Source organism: Chitinolyticbacter albus (assembly GCF_024437655.1).
Lineage (GTDB): Bacteria > Pseudomonadota > Gammaproteobacteria > Burkholderiales > Chitinibacteraceae > Chitinolyticbacter > Chitinolyticbacter albus.
Window position 1 is genome coordinate 50,271 of record NZ_JANBVF010000030.1, and the last position, 19,461, is coordinate 69,731.

Below are 19,461 nucleotides of genomic sequence, written 5' to 3' on the forward strand. Positions count from 1 at the left end.
AGAGAACCATGGCAAAAGTGCTTTTGTGCCTCGATGGCACGGTGATCAAGGAATTCCGCCTTACGCGCGATCGCACCAGCGTCGGGCGGCGGCCGAGCAATGACATTCAGATCGAGAATATCGCCGTCTCCGGCGAGCATGCGGTATTCGATCGCATCGGCCGCGATGTGTTCATAGAGGATCTGGGCAGCACCAACGGCACCCTGATCAACGGCAAGCCGGTACAGCGCCAGCTGCTCGCCAATGGCGACGAGCTGACCGTGGGCAAGTACACGCTGAAGTACTGGCAGGATGGGGCGCCTGTCGGCGGCGACTTCGACAAGACCCTGGTCATGCGCTCGGCCCAGGCGGCATCGGTGCAGCCCGCAGCCAAGCCCGCGGCGCCGGTGGCGCAGGCGCCGGTGGCAAACGCCGCAGGCCCGGTTGGCGTCGTCAAGGTGCTGACGGGCGCCAACGCAGGGCGCGAGTTGCTGCTCAACAAGCCCGCCACTACGCTGGGCAAGGCCGGCGTGCAGGTGGCTGTGATCAGCAAGCGGCCCACCGGTTATTTCCTGATCCATGTCGAGGGCAAGCAGCACCCCAAGGTCAACGGCGTCGAGATCGGAACCTCGGCCCGCCAGCTCAAGGAAGAGGATGCGATCGAGCTGATGGGCGTGCAGATGGTCTACTTCGAGCGCGACTGAGTCCACGCGCCGCCTTGCGCACGGCCCGCAATGGCTGATGGGCGCCGTGGTCCTGGGCGTGGTCCTGGCGTTGCAATTCGCGCTGGCGCGCTATCTGGCGGGCACTCGTTCCTGTCGCCGACCCGGACGGCCTGACGCGGCAGGTGCCGCTGTTCGCGCGCTTGGGTGAGCATTGCTATCCATCGCTGTCGCTTGCGGTGGTGCGAGCCGCGCTTGGCCAGCCGTCGCGTTCATGAACGAATTCCTCACCGGGATCACGGCCGTGATTGGCAGCTCTTACCTCGGCACCCTGGCCAATACATCGTCGATTGCGCGATGGTGTTCCAGGACGCGCCGCTCGATATCCAGGCCGTCGCGGAGCTGAACCAGTTGCAGCACGACGAGCCCGATTGCGCGCTCTACGCGCTGTTTCTCGAGCGCATACGGCAGTGGCGCCTGCAGCCACCGCTTGCAGACTGGGATGGCGCTCATATCTGCGACAATAAATATGCGCCTATGCTGGCGGAAAGTGCGGCGGTGCCGGTACATACAACGTGGCAATGAGAGGACACGCGGTGGGTAATACGTGGATCAAACGGGGCTGGCATCGTCGCGCGTGGCGGTGGGGCGTGGGGAGTCGCTGATGCAATTGCGTATCCTGGGCTGCAGCGGCGGCATCGGTGGCGACAACCGCACCACGGCCATGCTGCTGGGCGACAGCGTGCTGCTCGATGCGGGCACGGGCGTTGGCGATCTTGGCTTCGATGAATTGGTGCGCATCGACGAGGTGTTCCTCACCCATGCCCACCTGGACCATATCGCCTGTCTGCCCATGCTGATCGATACCGTGCTCGGCCGCCGCAAGACGCCGATCACCGTGCACGCGACACAGGCCACGATAGGCATCCTCAAGCAGCATGTCTTCAACTGGCTGGTCTGGCCGGATTTCACCCAGATCCCGACGCTGGAAAATCCGATGTTGCGCTTCGAGCCGATGGAAGTGGGCGAGCAGCGGATGGTGCCGGGTGGCACCATCACCGCCTTGCCGGCCCTGCACACGGTGCCCGCCGTCGCCTACGCCATCGATTCGGGCGCGGCGAGCGTGGTGTTTTCCGGCGATACCGCCGATTGCGCCGAGCTGTGGCAGGCCATCAACGCCATCGACAACCTGAAGACGCTGATCATCGAAACGGCCTTCGCCGATCGCGAGGAGAGCCTGGCCAAACTGTCGCGCCATTTCTCGCCGCGCCTCCTGATCGACGCGCTGGCCCAGCTCGACAGACCCGCTAAGGTCGAGCTCTTGATCACCCACCTCAAACCGGCCGACCACCAGCTCACCATGCAGCAGGTGCTCGCCGCCGGCCACGCCTACCGCATCGCCCGGCTCGAACAGGGCCAAGTGCTGACCTTCTGAGAGACACGATGAACCAAGCTGCAATCGCTCCCGATGCCCTCGATTTCATGCGCCAGCTGCAGGCGCTGACCACGCGGGTGCATGATACCGCCAACCTCGACGAAATCCTGCTGGAGCTGGGGCCTGCGGTGTGCGAGGTGTTCGGCGCCGAGCGCATCACCATCTATATCGCCGGGGACGACGGCAACGAGATTGTCTCCCGGCTCAAGACCGGGCTGGAAGGGTTTCGCGAGCTGCGTATCCCGGTGGACGATCGCAGCGTCGCCGGTTACGTGGCCAACCACAAGCGCCTCGTCAATATCCGCGACGTGTACGACGCCAAGGAGCTCGCCGCCTATAGCCCCACGCTGCAGTTCCTGCAGGCTGTGGACAAGCAGACCGGCTTCAAGGCGCGCGAGATGCTGGCCGCGCCCATCCTTGCCGAGGCCGATGGCACCCTGGTCGGCGTGATCCAGCTGATCAACCGCCGCAGCCAGCAGCCGTTCGATGCGATGGGTGAGGAGGGCGTGCGCCTGTTCGCCAAAACGTTGGCTGTCGCACTGCGTCAGCGTCAGCAGCCATTTCCCTTTGGTGCGCACGGCAAGTATCAGGGCCTGGTCACCAGTGGCGCGCTGACGCCGGCCGCCTTCCAGGTGGCGGTGCGCGAGGCGCAGCGCGCCAAGCTCGACCTGGAAACGGTGCTGCTGCAGAACTACCAGGTGAAGCCGACGGCGCTGGGCGCCGCGTTGTCGCAATTCTTCGGCGTGCCCTATGAGCCGTTTCGCGCCGAGCGGGCCAAGCCCATCGACCTCTTGAAGCAGATCAAGCGCGAATACGCCGCCGAGCACGAATGGCTGCCGATCGACAGCGAGGGCAAGCAACTCACGGTGATCGCCACCGACCCGGAACGGGTGCGGGCGAGCCACGTGGTCGCCCATGTCTTCCCCGGCCGGCAGGTGGCGTTTCGCGCGACCACCCGCGCCGAGTTCGGGCAGACGCTGGCGCAATACTTCGGCGAGGAAAATAGCGTGGGCAGCGGCGACATCGACGCGCTGCTCTCGGGCATGGAGGGCGACGAGGTCGAGGCAGTGAGCCCCGAGGACATCACCGCCGCGCAGGACAACGAGCTGGTGAAGCTCGTGAACCAGATCATCGTCGACGCACACCGTCAGGGCGCGTCCGACATCCATATCGAACCCGCGCCCGGCAACGACAAGCTGCGCATCCGCTTCCGGCGTGATGGCGCGCTGTTCGTCTATCGCGAAGTGCCAGCGGCGTACCGCAGCCCCATGGTCACCCGGCTCAAGATCATGTGCGACCTCGATATCTCCGAGCGCCGCAAGCCGCAGGACGGCAAGATCAAGTTCAAGAAATACCTGCCTGGGCTCGACATCGAGCTGCGCGTCGCCACCATACCCACCGCCGGCGGGGTCGAGGACGTGGTGATGCGGATACTCGCCGCGGGCGAGCCGCTGCCGCTGGAGAAGCTCGCCTTGTCCGAGCGCAACCTGGGTACGCTGAAGTCGGTGGTCGCCAAGCCCTACGGCCTCTTTTTCGTCTGCGGGCCCACTGGCTCGGGCAAGACCACCACGCTGCACTCGGTGCTCAAGCATCTCAATACCAACGAAACCAAGATCTGGACCGCCGAAGACCCGGTCGAGATCACGCAGAAGGGCCTGCGCCAGGTGCAGGTGAACGTAAAGGCCGGCCTCACCTTCGCGACGGTGATGCGCGCCTTTTTGCGCGCTGATCCGGACATCATCATGGTCGGCGAAATGCGCGATGCCGAGACCACCGGCATCGGCATCGAGGCCTCCCTCACCGGCCACCTGGTGCTGGCCACGCTGCACACCAACAGCGCACCCGAATCGGTGACCCGCCTCTTGGACATGGGTATGGACCCGTTCAACTTCGCCGATGCGCTGCTCGGCATCCTCGCGCAGCGGCTGGCACGGCGGTTGTGCAGCTGCAAGCAGCCCTATGTGGCGACGCAGGCGGAGCTTAAATTGATGCTCGACGAATACGCCAGCGAGCTGCAGCACACGCAGGCCTGGCAGGCCAACCCCAAGGCGCAGTTCGACGCCATCTACCAGGACTGGATCAAGCGCTTCGGCGATAACGACGGCAAGATCACGCTGTATGAACCGGTAGGCTGCGAGGCGTGCAACCACACCGGCTACAAGGGCCGGGTGGGTCTGCACGAACTCCTGGTCGGCAGCGATGAGATCAAGCGCTTGGTGCAGGAGCGCGCCCGGGTGGCGCAGATCCTGGCGCGGGCGCTGGAAGAGGGCATGCGCACGCTGAAGCAGGATGGCATCGAGAAAGTGCTGGCCGGCACCACTGATCTGCATCAAGTGAGAGCGGTATGCATTAAGTAAAGGAATAACCCGATACCCGGGTTTGCCTCCGTTGCTTGGGGAGGTTAGCTTACGGCCTGGGTTGAAGGAGTCGGGCCATGAGCGAGGGTGGTAAGCAAGCAGTCTGGGGAAGGAACGGGCCGTACCGTTTTGTCGTCATGGTGACTGGCTTGATGGCGGTAACGCTGCTGCTGCTGGCGTGGCACGCGTTTGGCATGAATCGCACCCTGCGGTTCGATGCGAGCAGCAAGGTGCCGGCCGTGGCCATCGATGATCGCAGCGAGGGCGGAGCCTCCACCTCCCGGCTGATACGCACCCCGGATGGCGTGGGCGTCGAGTGCGATATCCGCATGAAGTACCAGTGGCCGTACTGCGAGCTTGCGCTGGAGATCGGGGAGCCGCAGAAGGGCATCGATCTCTCGGTGTTCGATACCGTGGTGCTGGATATCGATTATCAGGGCCGCAGCGAGCGCGTCCGGGTCTACCTGTCCAATTATGACCCGGCCTATTCGCGCAAGGACAAGCCCGTCTCGAACAAGGTCAACCAGCTGTCCTACGATCCCAAGCGCTACCCGCAAGGCCTCACCGTGGGTCTGGATTATTTCACGGTGGCTGGCTGGTGGGCCGAGGAAATGAAGCTGCCGCTCGAGCATTCCCAGCGCGACTTGCGCCATGTGGTGAAGATTGAGCTGGCCACCGGCGAAATCATCGAGCCCGGTCCGTATCGCATCGTGCTGCGGTCCATCGAGTTTCGCGGCAAGTGGTTACCGGCCTCGCAGCTGCGGCTTTTCATCATCGCTTTGTGGCTGGTGGCGGCCTTGGTGTACCTGGCCATGGCGTTCAAACGTGCCCGCGGGGCCTTGGTATTGGCGCGCCAGCGCGAACGCGATCTGGCGGAGCTGAATCAGAGCCTGCAGATCAAGGGCGAGGAGCTGGAGCATGTGGCGCACCATGACGAGTTGACCGGTGCGCTAAATCGCGCAGGCGCGCGTGACCTGCTTTATGACGGCTCGCGTCGCTCGCAACAGGACGGGCGGCCGATGTCCTTGCTGTTTATCGATCTTGACCACTTCAAACAGATCAACGATCGATATGGCCATGCGGCAGGTGACGAAATCCTGGTGCATTTCACGCGCATCGTGCTTGCGGCGACGCGCAGCCACGATCATCTGGTGCGCTGGGGGGGCGAGGAGTTCTTGCTGATCCTGTCCGATGCCACGCTGCCGGCGGCAGTGCAACTGGCCGAGAAGCTGCGCAGCGCTCTGGCGGCTGCGCGATGGCCGCATGCAGATTCCGTGACGGCCAGCTTCGGGGTCGCCGAGCTCAAGCTGGAGCGGGTGCAGGATTGCCTGGAGCGGGCGGACGCCGCGCTCTATCGCGCCAAACAGGCTGGCCGCAACCGGGTCGAATCGGCCGGCGCCTAGGGTGGGACGCCCAGCGCCGGGCAGTGGGCCAGCAGGCGCACGAGGCAGGTTTCGAGTGCCAATGCATCGGTATCGAGCATCAGGGCGTCTGCCGGAGCCTCGTATGGCGCATCAACCCCCGTCAGGCCGCGCAGGGTGCCGGCTCGGGCCGCGGCGTACAGTCCCTTGGGGTCTCGTGCCTCGCAGATCGCGCGCGGTGGATTGCACCAGACCTCGATCAGCCCGTTGCCCAACATGCTACGCAATGCGGCACGATGCGCTGCCAGCGGCGTGACCAGCGCCAGCAACACGATATGCCCTTCCCGGCGCAGGCCGGCCGCCATGGCGCCCGCTCTCCGCGCCTGTTCCAACCTGTCGGCATCAGTGTATCCCAGGTCGACACAGGGGCCGGCGCGCAGCACGTCGCCATCCAGTACCCGGCACGACCGGCCTTGCCGTTCGAGCCAGGCGGCGAGCGCGAACGCGAGCGTGGACTTACCGGCGCCGGGCAGGCCGGTAAACAACAGCGCGGGTGGCGAAGCGGGCATCGTTGGCGGGCTGGCGGAAAACCCGCCTAGAATGCGGCAACGCCAACCCATTGTCATCCCTATGACGGATCTGCCCCTTGCTGCCCGCCTGCCGCCGCGTTTCGATGCGGACCTGCTGTCAGCGCTGCTCGTCGCGGTGCCGCACGACGCGTGGACCGAGCACTTCAATACCGGCTACTACCTTGGTAGCTGGTCCGGCGCCGCACTCGTCGCCCCCGCCGCGGCCCATACGCCGCTGGCGCCGCCTGGGCGCGACGAGGAGGTGGTCGATACGCCATTGCTGCACGCCCAGCCAGGCTGGCGGGCCGTGCTCGATGCCGTGCCGGGAACGGTGCGCAGCGCCAGGCTGCTGAAGCTCGCACCCGGCTCGCGCATCCTGGAGCATGCCGATCCCGATCTGGGCGATCCGCTGGGTGATCTGCGCCTGCATATCCCGCTGCAGACCGACGACGCGGTCGAATTCTGCGTCGCGGGCCGGGTGATGCCGTTGCGGGTGGGCGAGTGCTGGATGCTGGATCTGTCGCAGCCGCATCGCGTGGACAACGACAGCGCGCGCGATCGGGTCCACCTGGTGGTCGACGTGCGCCGTGGCCCGGCACTGCTGGCAGCGATCGCGGCAGGCCTGTCGGATACCCCCGCATCCCAGCCGGCACGCGGCGAGCGCGAGCTGGCGCGGCTGCGCGCTGCCGTCGTCACCGATCCGGTTCTGGTCACGCGGCTGGCGGCGATCACCGATGGCGCAGCGTTCCGTGCCGCGACGCTACAACTGGCGGCAGAGTACGGACTTCATCTCACCGAAGCCGATCTCGTCGGCGCAATGCGGCGTGGTCGGCGCGACTGGATGGCGCAATGGATAGTCTGAGTCCCGCTTTCCTGGCGCAGCCGGGCTGGTTGCCGATCCGTGCGCATGATTCGGCCGGGCAATGGCGGCTGGACTGGGCCTGGTTCGGCGCCACGCCGCTCGATGCACCGTTCTATCGGGACAGCGTCGAGGATGCCTTGCGCCTGCCGTTCAACCAGGCGTTGCGCCCGGGCTGCACGCTGGAACAGCTAGCGGCAAGCGATCATCCCAAGGCGCCGCTTACCGCGCTGGTCTATCACGCGTCGCGCTGTGGCTCGACGCTGATCGCGCAGATGCTCGCCACCCTGCCCAGCCATGCGGTCTACGCCGAGGCGATGCCGATCGACCAGTTGCTGCGCGCGCGCTATCACGATGCCGGGCTGAGTGAAGCAGCGCAGATCGACGGCCTGCGCGCGCTGGTGACGGCGCTGGGGCGGCCCCGGCGCGCCAGCGAGACCCGGTTGGTGCTCAAGCTTGACGCCTGGAGTATCGCCGAGGCGCATCTGCTGCGCACGGCGTATCCGGGCGTGCCGGCCATCTTCCTCTATCGCGATCCGATCGAGATCGTCGTCTCGCATTTGCGCCAGCCCGGCGTGCATACGGTGCCGGGGCTGATCGGCGTCTCGCCGATGTGGGAGGAGTTGCCAGCGACGTTGCCGCGCGTGGAGTACATCGCGCGGGTGATAGGCCGCATCCTGCAGGCGGGGCTGACCGAATGCGCGAGCGGCGCCATGCGGCCGGTGAACTATACCGAGCTGCCTGGCGTGGTACTGGGTGAGCTCGCGCCGCTGCTCGGCGTGGACGCCGCGCAGGTCGAGCAGATGCGCGCCGCGAGCACGCGCAATGCCAAGCACCCGCAACAGGCGTTTGCCGCGGATGGCGCCGACAAGCGTGCCGAGGCGGGCGCAGCGGTGCGCGACGCGGTGGCACGCTGGGCGGCGCAGCCCTACGCTGCGCTGGAGGCCTTGCGCAGCGAGGCGCGCCTTAGCCGATGAGTGGCGGGTTTGCGGCAGCGCAAGGCTGGCGATGGCGCCCTGGCGTATAACCCCAATGGTTTTGCGCGCACTTATGTTGTCCGCGCGCCGACGAGTCGGGATAATGCGTCGTTTTCGCGCGCATGCGCCGCGACCCGTCTTACATCATCAACACTGAGGATTCCCCATGGCAACGCGTACCGATCTCGCCAACGCCATCCGCGCTCTGGCGATGGATGCCGTCCAGAAAGCCAACTCCGGTCACCCCGGCATGCCGATGGGCATGGCCGAGATCTCCTTGGCACTGTGGGGCGAGGGCAACTACCGCCACAATCCGCAAAACCCGCGTTGGGCAAACCGTGACCGCTTCGTCCTCTCCAATGGTCATGGCTCCATGCTGCAGTACGCGTTGCTGCACCTCACCGGCTACAAGCTGCCGATCGAAGAGCTGAAGAGCTTCCGCCAGCTGCACAGCCAGACCCCGGGCCACCCGGAATACGGCTACACCGAAGGCGTGGAAACCACCACCGGCCCGCTGGGTCAGGGCATCGCCAACGCCGTTGGCTTTGCACTTGCCGAAAAACTGCTGGGTCAGGAATTCAACAAGCCGGGCCTCAACATTGTTGACCATCGTACCTGGGTGTTCCTGGGCGACGGCTGCATGATGGAAGGCGTGAGCCACGAAGCCTGCGCGCTGGCGGCCACCTGGGGCCTGAACAAGCTGGTCGCCTTCTGGGACGACAACGGCATCTCGATCGATGGTCACACCGACAAGTGGTTCACCGAAGACATCCCGGGCCGCTTCGAAGCCTACGGCTGGAACGTGATCCGTTCCATCGACGGCCACAACACCGAAGCCGTGCTGGCTGCCATCGAACAGGCGAAGCAGGAAACCCAGCGCCCGACGCTGATCTGCTGCAAGACCATCATCGGCAAGGGTTCGCCCAACAAGGCCGACAGCCACGATTCGCACGGCTCGCCGCTGGGCGATGCCGAAATCGCCGCCACCCGCGCCGCCATCGGCTGGAACCACGGCCCGTTCGAAATCCCCGCTGATGTGTACGCCGGCTGGGACAAGAAGGAACTGGGCGCCAAGTGGGAAGGCGAGTGGAACGGCCTGTTCGCCAAGTACGAAGCCCAGTTCCCGGAACTGGCCGCCGAATTCAAGCGCCGCAACGCGGGCACGCTGCCGGCCAACTGGGCCGACCTGGTCAAGGCATCGGTCGCCGAAGCCAACGCCAAGGCCGAAACCGTGGCCACCCGCAAGGCCTCGCAGAACGCGCTGAACGCCTACGCCCCGTCGCTGCCGGAATTCCTCGGCGGCTCGGCCGATCTGACCGGTTCCAACCTGACCAACGTCAAGACCAGCGTGACGCTGACCCGCGAACCGGACAACTCGCTGTCGGGCAACTACATCAGCTACGGCGTGCGCGAGTTCGGCATGAGCGCCATCATGAACGGCATCCTGCTGCACGGCGGCTATCGTCCGTACGGCGCCACCTTCCTGATGTTCAGTGAATACGCCCGCAATGCGCTGCGCATGGCCGCGCTGATGAAGATCCCGCAACTGTTCGTGTTCACCCATGATTCGATCGGTGTAGGCGAAGATGGCCCGACCCACCAGCCGGTGGAACAGACCGCCACGCTGCGCTACATCCCGAACATGGATGTATGGCGTCCGGCCGACACCGTGGAAAGCATGGTGGCGTGGGCACATGCCATCGAGCAGAAGACCAACCCGTCGACGCTGATCTTCACCCGCCAGAACCTGCAGTTCCAGACCCGGAACGACGCGCAGATTGCCGCCATCGCCAAGGGGGGTTACGTGCTGCGCGACGCGGCGAACCCCAAGGTTGTGCTGATTGCCACCGGTTCGGAACTCGATCTCGCCGTGAAGGCGCACGAAGCGCTGGCAGCCGAAGGTATCGCTTCGCGCGTGGTGTCGATGCCGTCGACCAATGTGTTCGACAAGCAGGACAAGGCCTACCAGGCCAGCGTGCTGCCGGCCGGCGTGCCACGCTTGGCGATCGAAGTGGGCGTGTCCGACTTCTGGCGCAAGTATGTTGGCCTCGAAGGCGACGTGCTGGGCATGGATCGCTTCGGCGAATCCGCTCCGGCGCCGCTGCTGTTCAAGGAATTCGGCTTCACCGTCGAGAACGCCGTGGCCCGCGCCAAGGCCATCATCAAGTAAGCACTACCGCTTGATGTGAAACGGGCAGCCTCAGGGCTGCCCGTTTTATTTGGAGTCTGGATATCAGGCTGAATCAGAGCCACTGACGAGCGATAGCGAGGCTCCCTCGCGGCGGCGACGACCAGACGAGTCTGGGAGGGCAGAGCGGGCGGGGGGGGCGAACAGGGAGAACCGATGTTTCGCTGCGCTGAACAGCTGAGAACCCGGCTTTGCCGGGTTCTTGATGTCAGTCGGTCTACAGATAACGGCAGCCAGGTGCAGAGGTTCTCAACGCGCCTTGCGCGCAAACTCGGCAAAGCCCGCGACAAACGCGCGCAGTTGCTCGCGGGTGCGCTCGTCGAGCAGCGTGCCATCCTTGTCGAACGCCTGGTTGGCGCGTGACAGCATCAGCCGCCCGCCCGCCCATTGCTGGGCACCCAGCGTGCGCAGGACGGGCAACCATGCCGCTTGCGCGAGGATGGTGCCGAAACCGCCGGGCGAGGCGCCGATCACGGCGAAGGGCCTGCCCTTGAATACCTTTTCGCTGTCGGCCGGCGGGCGTGACAGCCAGTCGATCGCGTTCTTGAATACGCCCGGCACGCCGTTGTTGTACTCGGGGGAAACCAGCAGTACGCCATCGGCCGCGATCACCTGTGCCTTCAACGCCTCGACAGCGGCCGGCATGCCGGCGGCTTCCACGTCGCCGTCGTACAGCGGAATGCCATGCAGCGTGGCGGCCTCGAACTCGACGTCCTGGCCGGCCAGCCGTTGGGCTTCCTTCAGCAGGCTGGTGTTGTAGGACTGGGCGCGCAGGCTGCCCGATATGCCGAGGATGCGGGTCATGGAATGCTCCGGTGGGTGTTGGGTCGAACCAGCCTAGAGCACGCCCGTGCGGGCGGTATGTGAAGATTGCCCGGCGCGCGCCCGGCGGCTGCGTGTGGCTGTAGCGCGACGCTGCCATCGGCGACAAGCGCGCAGTGGTCTCAAACCGGATACCATCACGCTACCACTTTCATCCCTTCGTCATGCACCGCTTGCGTCGTCCCCTTTACGGCTGGTTCGCCCTTATCGCGCTGGCCCTGCACCTGCTGCTGCCGCTGGTTCACGCCGGCACGGTGAGCAGCGGCACGCTCGCGCTCGCCATGTGCTCGAGCGTGGGCCAGCAGGTACAGGTGGTACCACTGGGCGAGCACGGTGACGACGGCCAGACGCTGGTCAAGAGCTGCCCGATCTGCGCGGCGCAGGCGGCGCACGGCGTGCTGCCGCTACCCAGCAGCACGCAGGTGGTGCCGCTGGCCACGCATCTCCCGCCGCCCGTAGCGGTGACGGTGGCGCTCTCCGACAGCCAGCCTGAACACCATCACCCCCCTGCCCAAGGCCCACCCGGCGCCTGATCTGACGTTCCAGTTGCCGCCCCAGTTTGCCGCTGCGCCGCGTTCGCGTGTGTCGGCATTGCTTGCCTGTGGGTGGCCCACCAGATCATGGCCGGGCCCGCCGAGGCCCAGGCCGAGCAGGGGAATACCATGTTTTGCCGTCCCAATCTGGCGGTGCGCGCGTTGGCGCTCGCCGTCGCCTCGAGCTGCGCGCACGCCGCCGACAGCACGCTCGAGACCGTCATCGTCTCCGCCGAGCGCGGCGGCGCTGCGCTCAAGGACACCGCCGCTGCCGTCGGCGTGGTCAACGCGCAGCAGCTGGAGCAGCTGAAGCCCACCTTCATCGGCCAGGCGCTGAACCAGACGCCGGGTGTGCTGATGCCCAATCTGGGCAACGAGCAGCACAACCTCTCGATCCGCCAGCCGATGACGTACAACGCCTACTACCAGTTCCTGGAAGATGGCGTTCCGATCCGCCCGGTCGGCATCTTCAACCACAACGCGCTGTACGAAGTGAACCTGCCCGGTGCCGATGGCATCGAGGTGGTGCGCGGACCGGCTTCCAGCCTGTTCGGTGCCAATGCCGTCGGCGGCGCGGTCAACTTCAACACCCGCGCGCCGCGGCCGGGGTTCGGCGGCGAGGTGGCCGTGCGTGGCGACGATCATAGCTACTGGCGCGGCGACGTGGTGCTGGAAGGCGGCCGTGACGATCTTGCGGCCCGCTTTGCCGGCTATATGGGGCGCGGCCGCTCGGACTGGCAGGACTATGCCGACTTCGACAAGGAAGGCGGCACCTTGCGGGTAGACAAATGGTTCGGCGACACCTTATGGAAGACCACTGTCACCGCCAATCACCTGTACACCGACATGGCCGGCAGCCTGACACCGTCGCAGTTCGCGGGCGATCCGGGCTTCAGCCAGCAGACCTTCACCTATCGCGAGGTCGATGCGCTGCGCGCCACCACCCAGCTCTCGGGCAGTTTCAACGAGGGCGGCACCAGCACCGCCACGCTGTACCTGCGCGACAACCGCACCGAGCAGCTGCCGAGCTATTTGATCTTCAATACCGGTCCGACCACGGCCTCGGGCCGCACCACCGACAACCGCTTCACCTCCTACGGCATCGACGCACGACACGAACAGACGCTGGCCGATTGGCGGCTGGTGGGTGGGCTGACTTTCGAGCGCAGCCCGGACGAGCAGACCGAATACAACCTGGCCGTGGTCCGTGATCCGGCCACGCAGCAGTACACCAGCTATACGCGACTGGGCCTGCGCCGCGACTATGAGGTGATGCTGGACAACAGCGCCGCCTATGGCGAAGCGCACTGGCAGGTTGCGCCGGCATGGCGCTTGTCGGCCGGCCTGCGCTACGACCATATCGGCTACGACTACGAAAACCGCCTCACGCCCTCAAGCCAGACCGGCGCGCCCAGCCAGGACAAGACCTTTTCGGCATACTCGCCGCGGCTGGGTTTCACTTGGCAGGCGAGCGACGCGATCAATGTCTACGCCAGTGCGTCGCGCGCCTTTACGCCCCCTGAAGTCAGCGCGTTGTTCTCGTCGCTCGATGCACCCGATCTCAAAGAGTCGACCTTCGACAATCTGGAGTTCGGCGTACGCGCCGCACCGCTGGCGGGCCTTGCGCTGGAGGCCACCGTCTACCAGCTGACCGGTCACGACGAGGTGGTCAACTTCAGCACCCAGCCCGGCCGCTCGGAGCCGCGCAACGCCGGCAAGACCCGCCATACCGGTGTCGAGTTCGGTGCCGCCTGGCGTGATGCACGTTGGGACGCACGCCTGACCGGCGCCTACGCCCGTCACGAATTCGTCGACTACCAGGCCTCGCCCACGCTGTCTTATGGCGGCCGAGACATGCCGGCGGCGCCGAACTGGATCGCCAATGCTGAACTCGGCTTCAAGCCGGTCGAGGCCGCCCGCATCGCGTTGGAGGCGCAATACGTCGGCGGTTACTGGATGAACAACGCCAATACCGAGCGCTACGACGGCTATACGCTGCTCAACCTGCGTGCCAGCTGGCAGCTCAAGCAGTGGGAGCTGTGGGGCTCGATCAGCAACCTCACCGACCGGCATTACGCCGAGATCGCCGCGTCCACCTACACCGGCGTCGGCGTCCGCAACGCGGAGATGCAGGACACCTACACCGCCGGCGCGCCACGCACCTTCCTGGTCGGCGCCCGATATCGTTTCGGAGGAGCAGGGCAATGAGCGCACGTGAACCAATCATGGCGACCAGCGCCACCCGTAGTCGCACCGTGCCGCCGTGGCTGATCCGCTGGCACCGCTGGCTCGCCTGGCCGGCTTTCATCGCTGTGCTGCTGTGGGGTGCGACCGGTGTGATGCACCCGGTGATGTCCGCCTTGTCGCCAAGCCCGGCTCGCGCGCCCGAGGCTGCCAGCCTGCCTGCGACGCTACAGCCGGTGGCGCCGCCGCTGCCGCGCGAGCTGCGTGCATTGCGGCTCACGATGCTGGGCGCAACGCCGGCCTGGCGCGTGCAGGGCGATGGCCAGGTGCGCTGGTACGACGCCAGCAACGGCCAGGAATTGGCCGGCGGCGATCGACGCGAGGCGGAACGGCTGGCCCGTGCCTATGCCGGCGACAAGGTCAGTGCGATCGCCCGGATCGAGCCGCTCACCCGCTTCGGCCCGGACTACCTGCCGATGAACAAACTCTTGCCGGTGTGGCGCGTCGATTTCGCCAGGGGCGACGGGCTGACCGCCTTCGTCGATACCGACGGCGCACGGCTGGCGGCGCTGACCAATGACAGCAAGCGCGTGCTGTCGACCATCTTCGTGTTCGTGCACAGCTGGGCCTGGGCGGGCAATGGCGCGGCCAAGCAGATGGGCATCAGCCTGCTGGTCGGTACGGCCTTCATCACGCTGCTCGGTGGCTTCACGCTGTACGCGTTGCGTTGGCGGGCTGGCACCCTGCGCGCCAACCAGCCTGGCGGGAGGCGCGTTCATCGCACGCTGGCCGTCACTGTCGGGCTTGCTGGCCTGCTGCTGACGAGCAGCGGGTTGATCCACCTATGGTTCTCCCGGCCCAATCCGCCGGCGCCGGCTGTTGCGGCATTGCCCGGTGTGGCGCCGCTCGCCGCAGTGCCCGAAGGCGTCACCTCGCTGGTCGCGGTAGCGCTCGCCGGCCAGCCACTGTGGCTGGCGAGCGCGGCCCCGATGCCGGCGGGCGGCGAGCATGCGCATCACCACGACCACGCCGCGAAGTCGTCGCTGCCGCGCTATTACAGTGGGCAGGATTGGCTGCCCGACGACACCGCCAGTCGCCACGCCATCCAGCTGGCGCGCGCCGCTGGCGCGCCGAATGCACCTGTTGCCGAGGTCGCCTTCGTGACTCAGTTCGGCGGCGAATACGGCTTTTTCCAGAAGCGCCTGCCGGTCTACCGCGTTGATTTCGCCGCGCCCGGACATCCGGTCTGGTATGTGGAGCCCTCCACCGGTGCCTTCTCCACGCGGGTGGAGGACGCCGATCGCAACGAGGGCTATGTGTTTGCCATGGTGCACAAATGGAACTGGCTCGATGGCCTCGGCAAGACGCCGCGCGACCTGATCCTGGCGAGCTTCGCCGCGGCCAATGTGGCGGCGGCGGTGGCGGGCATCCTGCTGTGGCGCAGGAGACGGCGCGTCGTCTGAACGGTTGCGGCTTGCGTTCCCAGGCAGGCCGCGACCATCAGCAGGGCTGGAGCCGGGTCTTGCGGTGGTTCTCGATGATCGTGATCGGCAGGATGTAGATCACTTCCGGCCCGACTTCACACTGTTTTCCGTCCTCGCTAGCAAAAGCGTAGTGGAGATAAAACAGATATCCCCAACCGGTATACAACGTCGTGCCGCCATCCGACGCGGCCATTGCCGCTACCGCGAAGCGGGGTGGCCGACCATCGAGCACCCGCTGGAAATCTATTTCCCCCAAGGACAAACGGCGTGCTCAGCGCAAGCGCTAACCCGGTCAAGATTCCCGATGCGTAGAGCGCGACCCGCCTGGCGATCGCGCGCCAGACTGGGGTAACGGCTTGCTGGTGTTGCTCGTTCATTCGCCGAACTCCGCGTGTTGTGGCAGCGCGTCAGTGATCTCGAACCACGGTGCTTTCGAACCCACGAAGATGTGCGCCGTGTAGTGCACGCCGCCGCACAGGCAACGGCCGGTGAACATGCGGTTTTCATCGGGCATTTGATCCGCGCTCACAGTTCAAGCTCCAGGCAGCGCCAGTGACTCGGAGCTTCACACGTCAGCCTGCTCCAGCCGTCGGCGGCGCCGTCTTTGGTGGCCGCGTGCCAAACCTTGCCCAGACGGACGACTTCCGACCAGCGCTCGCTGTCCGAGCTGTACGGTGTTGGCTCCGGAACGCGCAGTTGCGCGCTTGGGACCTTAAAGTAGGCCTCGTCGAGAAAATAACCGCGGATATGCTTGAAATAGTGGTAATCGCCTGCCGAACCCTGGTACCAGAGCTTGTTGTAGTGGCTTGAGGCCATGCTTTTGCGTTGATTCATCTGCGCGATCATTTCCGCGGCAGAGACATACTGCGGCCAGCTGCAGGCGGTGACGCCCAGACAGGACAACAACAGCAACAGGGTTGCGATGGCGGCATAGCGTCGTGGCATGGGTGGGGATGGGCTTGGACTGTAGGGGCTTGGCGCCTGGTGTGGGGGGCGATGCGGCCGCAGCAGTGTAGTTGGGGCGGATCGGCCTGGCTATGGCGCTGCCCGTTCCGTGCCGGGTCGCTCAGCGTGGGTTCAGCAATTTCCAGTCGGCGACGCGGCTGTTGAAGAAGCCACCGGCCTCGTAGGCCTGGCGGATGCGCCCTTCGGCGCGCAGCCTTGAGAGGCCGATGTCGAGCGCGCGGGCGACGCGCTGGCCCGTGGACGTGGCGGCGATGGGGAAGTGGCGGCTGCCGGGCATCGCCACCTTGTAACCGGGAAGCGGCAGCAGTTTGATGCCTTCAAGCTCGAAAGCCAGGTCTGGCGTGGGTTTGAACGACGCCAGCGTGATATCGGCGCGGCCGGCCTTGAGCATGCGCGCGATCATAGGAAAGGTCGGCGCGCTCTCGATCTGGGTGAAGCCCAGGCGCTGCAGCGTGGCCAAATCATTGGCCCATGCCTTGTTGGTGATCGCAGTCTTTTGCGAGAACTCAGCCGGCCGGGCAGCGAGCGCGGCAGTGTTGCCGCTCCAGGCATAGAGCCCGACCACGTATTCGCCGTCCTCGATCAGCGCTCGAGACAGCCGGATCGGGCGGTCGATGACGTCCGCCGCCCACACCGAGGTGCCGCCGGCGACGATGTTGCTGCTTTCCACTTCCTGCAGGATGCGGGCGTAGCTATTGAGCGTGGAGAATTCCACCGCCTCGTGCTCGCCGCCCAGGCGCAGCGCCTGCTGGAACAGGATGAGCTCGACCGTATCACGCCGCGCGCCGGGGCCGTGGTAGTCGCGGATGCTGGCGACGCTGCGGCCGGCAACCAGCCTCTCGTAGTCGACCAGCACATCGTGCGGCACGGCGATCCGCAGCACGGCATGGGCCGGGCCGGCGCCGAGCAGCATGGAAAGCAGCAGAAGTATGGATCGAAGCGGATACATGGCTGCAGTGTAGTTGGCCTGTCCCCACATCGTGATCGATACGCGGCGGGTGCGTAGCAAAAGGGCACCGCCTGGGTGCCCTTAGTCACGCAGAAAAACCGCGTTCAGCCCTTGGATGAGCGCAGGTTGCCTGGCTTGAGGCGGTGGAAGGCCTGGCCATCGCGGTCGAACACATGGAACGACGCAGCAGGAGCCGACATATTGAGCGTCTGGCCCAGCTCGACCTCGCGCTCGCCATTGCCGCGTACCACGATGTCCTGCCCGGTGGAGAGCGTGACGTACAGGTAGTTGGCCTCGCCCAGGTGCTCGACCAGGTTGACGGTGCCGGTGAAGCGCTCGCTGCCCTCGTTGTTTTCCCACAGGTGCTCGGCGCGGATGCCGACAGTGACGCGATCGCCCACGGTGGCGCGGCTGGCGTCGACTTCGGCCTTGAGCAGCTGGCCGCCGGCCAGCGTGACGCTCAGCTCGGTGGCGGACGCTTCGGCGACCACGCCTTCGAGCAGGTTCATCTTGGGCGAGCCGATGAAGGTCGCGACGAACAGGTTGGCCGGACGCTGGTATAGCTCCAGCGGGGTGCCGGCCTGCTGGATGTGGCCATCGTGCATTACCACGATCTTGTCGCCCAGCGTCATCGCTTCGACCTGGTCGTGCGTCACGTAGACGATGGTGGCGTTCAGATCGCGGTGCAGCTTGGCGATCTCAAGCCGGGTCTGCACGCGCAGCGCGGCGTCTAGGTTGGACAGCGGCTCGTCGAACAGGAACAGCTTGGGCTCGCGCACGATGGCGCGGCCGATCGCCACGCGCTGGCGCTGGCCGCCGGAGAGCTCGCGCGGCAGCCGGGTCAGCAGGTGGTCGATCTTGAGGATGCTGGCGGCGTGCTTGATGCGGCGGTCGATCTCATCCTTGCTCGCGCCGTGGATCTTCAGGCCGAACGCCATGTTCTTGTACACATTCATGTGCGGGTAGAGCGCGTAGCTCTGGAACACCATGGCGATGCCGCGCTGGGCGGGAGGAAGGTCGTTCACGCGCGCATGGTCGATTTCCAGGTCGCCGCCGGATATTGCCTCAAGGCCGGACAGCATGCGCAGCAGTGTGGATTTGCCGCAGCCCGAGGGGCCGACCAGCACGACGAATTCGCCATCCTCGATTTCCAGGTTGATGCCGGCGAGCACGTCGGTCTTGCCGTCGTAGCTCTTCTTCAGGTTTTTCAGCGATACGTGGGACATGGTGGTCTCCATTGCGGGGCGCTGCGTATCCGGCAGCGCCCGTCATTCTCGAAGCGGGTGGAAGCGTTTTTACTTGACGGCGCCCGCGGTGATGCCGCGGATCAGCTGGCGCGAGAAGAACATGTACAGCACCAGCACCGGCAGCACGGCCAGGCTCAGCGAGGCGAGCACAGCGTTCCAGTCGGTGGCGTACTGGCCGATGAACTGCTGCACGCCCAGGGTGATGGTCTGTGTTTCCTCCCCTGGCGCCAGGATCAGCGGGAACCAAAGGTCGTTCCAGATCGGCACCATGGTGAACACGGCCACGGTAGCAACGGCCGGGCGGATCAGCGGCAGGATCACCTGGAAGAAGATCTTGAATTCACCCACGCCATCGCAGCGTGCCGCTTCCTTCAGTTCCTTGGGAAGTTGCTGCATGAATTCGGACAGGATCATGATCGCCAGCGGCAGGCCCTGCGCGATATAGACCAGGACCAGCGCGGTCAGCGTGTTCACCAGGTTCAGCGACACCATGATCTGGAGGATGGACACGGTGCCGAGACGGATCGGCACCATGATGCCGAAGGCGAAGAACGCCAGCAGCCAGCGGCTGCCGCGGAATTTGTATTCCGACAGCGCCCACGCCGCCATCGCGCCGAACAGCAGGATGAAGAACAGCGAGGTCACGGTGACGATCATGCTGTTGCCAAAAAAGCTGAAGAAGTGCGCGTTCTTCATCGCTTTTTCGAAGCCGATCAGCGACCACGATTCGCTGTTGGGCAGTGACAGGGGCGAATCGAAGATCGAGGCGCGATCCTTGAAGGCGTTGATCGCAATCAGCACGATGGGGAACAGCGCCAGGATCGAGTAGCCGGCGAGGATCACATGGGTGAATGCCGAACCGGCGTAGCGGGTTGCCTTGTGTTGCATG

19 protein-coding genes are annotated in these 19,461 nt (G+C 65.6%); 11 read left to right on the forward strand and 8 right to left on the reverse strand.

Annotation, left to right across the window (positions count from 1 at the left end; translation table 11 throughout):
• Nucleotides 1–8 precede the first annotated feature (8 nt).
• The 5 genes from NLI84_RS15190 (at nt 9) to NLI84_RS15210 (ending at nt 5,836) form a co-directional block, all read left to right on the forward strand.
• Nucleotides 9–683 carry an FHA domain-containing protein gene (locus NLI84_RS15190; RefSeq protein ID WP_255991503.1) on the forward strand — a complete coding sequence of 225 codons (675 nt, stop codon included), beginning with the start codon at nt 9–11 and terminating at the stop codon, nt 681–683.
• A 315-nt stretch (nt 684–998) separates the two neighbouring features.
• Entirely contained in the window at nt 999–1,226 is a 228-nt protein-coding gene (locus NLI84_RS15195; protein ID WP_255991504.1) for a hypothetical protein, read from the forward strand.
• Between the two features lie 79 nt (nt 1,227–1,305).
• Nucleotides 1,306–2,076: a 3',5'-cyclic-nucleotide phosphodiesterase gene (locus NLI84_RS15200; RefSeq protein WP_255991505.1), complete on the forward strand. Its 771-nt coding sequence runs from the start codon at nt 1,306–1,308 to the stop codon at nt 2,074–2,076.
• Between the two features lie 8 nt (nt 2,077–2,084).
• Nucleotides 2,085–4,433, forward strand: a complete 2,349-nt coding sequence (locus NLI84_RS15205; RefSeq protein WP_255991506.1) for a GspE/PulE family protein — start codon at nt 2,085–2,087, stop codon at nt 4,431–4,433.
• A gap of 77 nt (nt 4,434–4,510) precedes the next feature.
• Complete coding sequence (locus NLI84_RS15210; RefSeq protein ID WP_255991507.1) at nt 4,511–5,836, forward strand: GGDEF domain-containing protein; 1,326 nt, start codon at nt 4,511–4,513, stop codon at nt 5,834–5,836.
• On the opposite strand, the gene cysC is transcribed toward NLI84_RS15210, so the two are convergent.
• Nucleotides 5,833–6,363: an adenylyl-sulfate kinase gene (gene cysC / locus NLI84_RS15215; RefSeq protein WP_255991508.1), complete on the reverse strand. Its 531-nt coding sequence runs from the start codon at nt 6,361–6,363 to the stop codon at nt 5,833–5,835. The genes NLI84_RS15210 and cysC overlap by 4 nt on opposite strands.
• A gap of 61 nt (nt 6,364–6,424) precedes the next feature.
• Here cysC and NLI84_RS15220 point away from each other — a divergent pair, with 61 nt between their 5' ends.
• The 3 genes from NLI84_RS15220 (at nt 6,425) to tkt (ending at nt 10,369) form a co-directional block, all read left to right on the forward strand.
• Nucleotides 6,425–7,225, forward strand: a complete 801-nt coding sequence (locus tag NLI84_RS15220) for an aspartyl/asparaginyl beta-hydroxylase domain-containing protein (RefSeq protein WP_255991509.1) — start codon at nt 6,425–6,427, stop codon at nt 7,223–7,225.
• Nucleotides 7,213–8,199 (forward strand): sulfotransferase family protein, encoded by a 987-nt coding sequence (locus NLI84_RS15225; protein ID WP_255991510.1) that lies wholly within the window; start codon nt 7,213–7,215, stop codon nt 8,197–8,199. Before NLI84_RS15220 ends, NLI84_RS15225 begins: the two co-directional genes overlap by 13 nt.
• Before the next feature lie 166 nt (nt 8,200–8,365).
• Nucleotides 8,366–10,369 carry a transketolase gene (gene tkt / locus NLI84_RS15230; protein WP_255991511.1) on the forward strand — a complete coding sequence of 668 codons (2,004 nt, stop codon included), beginning with the start codon at nt 8,366–8,368 and terminating at the stop codon, nt 10,367–10,369.
• Between the two features lie 267 nt (nt 10,370–10,636).
• Here the strand turns inward: tkt and NLI84_RS15235 are convergent, their stop codons facing one another.
• Nucleotides 10,637–11,191: an NADPH-dependent FMN reductase gene (locus tag NLI84_RS15235; protein ID WP_255991512.1), complete on the reverse strand. Its 555-nt coding sequence runs from the start codon at nt 11,189–11,191 to the stop codon at nt 10,637–10,639.
• Between the two features lie 182 nt (nt 11,192–11,373).
• On the opposite strand from NLI84_RS15235, the gene NLI84_RS15240 reads away from it, so the two are divergent.
• From NLI84_RS15240 to NLI84_RS15250, 3 genes are all read left to right on the forward strand, one after another.
• On the forward strand, nt 11,374–11,742 hold the full coding sequence (locus NLI84_RS15240; protein ID WP_255991513.1) for a DUF2946 family protein: 369 nt from the start codon (nt 11,374–11,376) through the stop codon (nt 11,740–11,742).
• A gap of 129 nt (nt 11,743–11,871) precedes the next feature.
• Nucleotides 11,872–13,950, forward strand: a complete 2,079-nt coding sequence (locus tag NLI84_RS15245; protein WP_255991515.1) for a TonB-dependent receptor family protein — start codon at nt 11,872–11,874, stop codon at nt 13,948–13,950.
• Nucleotides 13,947–15,389 carry a hypothetical protein gene (locus NLI84_RS15250; RefSeq protein ID WP_255991516.1) on the forward strand — a complete coding sequence of 481 codons (1,443 nt, stop codon included), beginning with the start codon at nt 13,947–13,949 and terminating at the stop codon, nt 15,387–15,389. Before NLI84_RS15245 ends, NLI84_RS15250 begins: the two co-directional genes overlap by 4 nt.
• 37 nt (nt 15,390–15,426) lie before the next feature.
• Here the strand turns inward: NLI84_RS15250 and NLI84_RS15255 are convergent, their stop codons facing one another.
• From NLI84_RS15255 to NLI84_RS15280, 6 genes are all read right to left on the reverse strand, one after another.
• Nucleotides 15,427–15,603, reverse strand: a complete 177-nt coding sequence (locus tag NLI84_RS15255) for a hypothetical protein (RefSeq protein WP_255991517.1) — start codon at nt 15,601–15,603, stop codon at nt 15,427–15,429.
• Between the two features lie 180 nt (nt 15,604–15,783).
• Nucleotides 15,784–15,939, reverse strand: a complete 156-nt coding sequence (locus tag NLI84_RS15260; RefSeq protein WP_255991518.1) for a hypothetical protein — start codon at nt 15,937–15,939, stop codon at nt 15,784–15,786.
• Nucleotides 15,936–16,355, reverse strand: coding sequence for a hypothetical protein (locus NLI84_RS15265; protein ID WP_255991519.1), 420 nt, complete (start codon nt 16,353–16,355; stop codon nt 15,936–15,938). Before NLI84_RS15265 ends, NLI84_RS15260 begins: the two co-directional genes overlap by 4 nt.
• Nucleotides 16,356–16,476: 121 nt before the next feature.
• On the reverse strand, nt 16,477–17,325 hold the full coding sequence (locus NLI84_RS15270; protein WP_255991520.1) for a transporter substrate-binding domain-containing protein: 849 nt from the start codon (nt 17,323–17,325) through the stop codon (nt 16,477–16,479).
• 104 nt (nt 17,326–17,429) lie between these two features.
• Nucleotides 17,430–18,551, reverse strand: a complete 1,122-nt coding sequence (locus NLI84_RS15275; RefSeq protein WP_255991522.1) for an ABC transporter ATP-binding protein — start codon at nt 18,549–18,551, stop codon at nt 17,430–17,432.
• A gap of 69 nt (nt 18,552–18,620) precedes the next feature.
• A complete protein-coding gene (locus tag NLI84_RS15280) occupies nt 18,621–19,460 on the reverse strand; it encodes a carbohydrate ABC transporter permease (protein ID WP_255991523.1) in 840 nt (279 codons plus the stop codon).
• Nucleotide 19,461 lies beyond the last annotated feature (1 nt).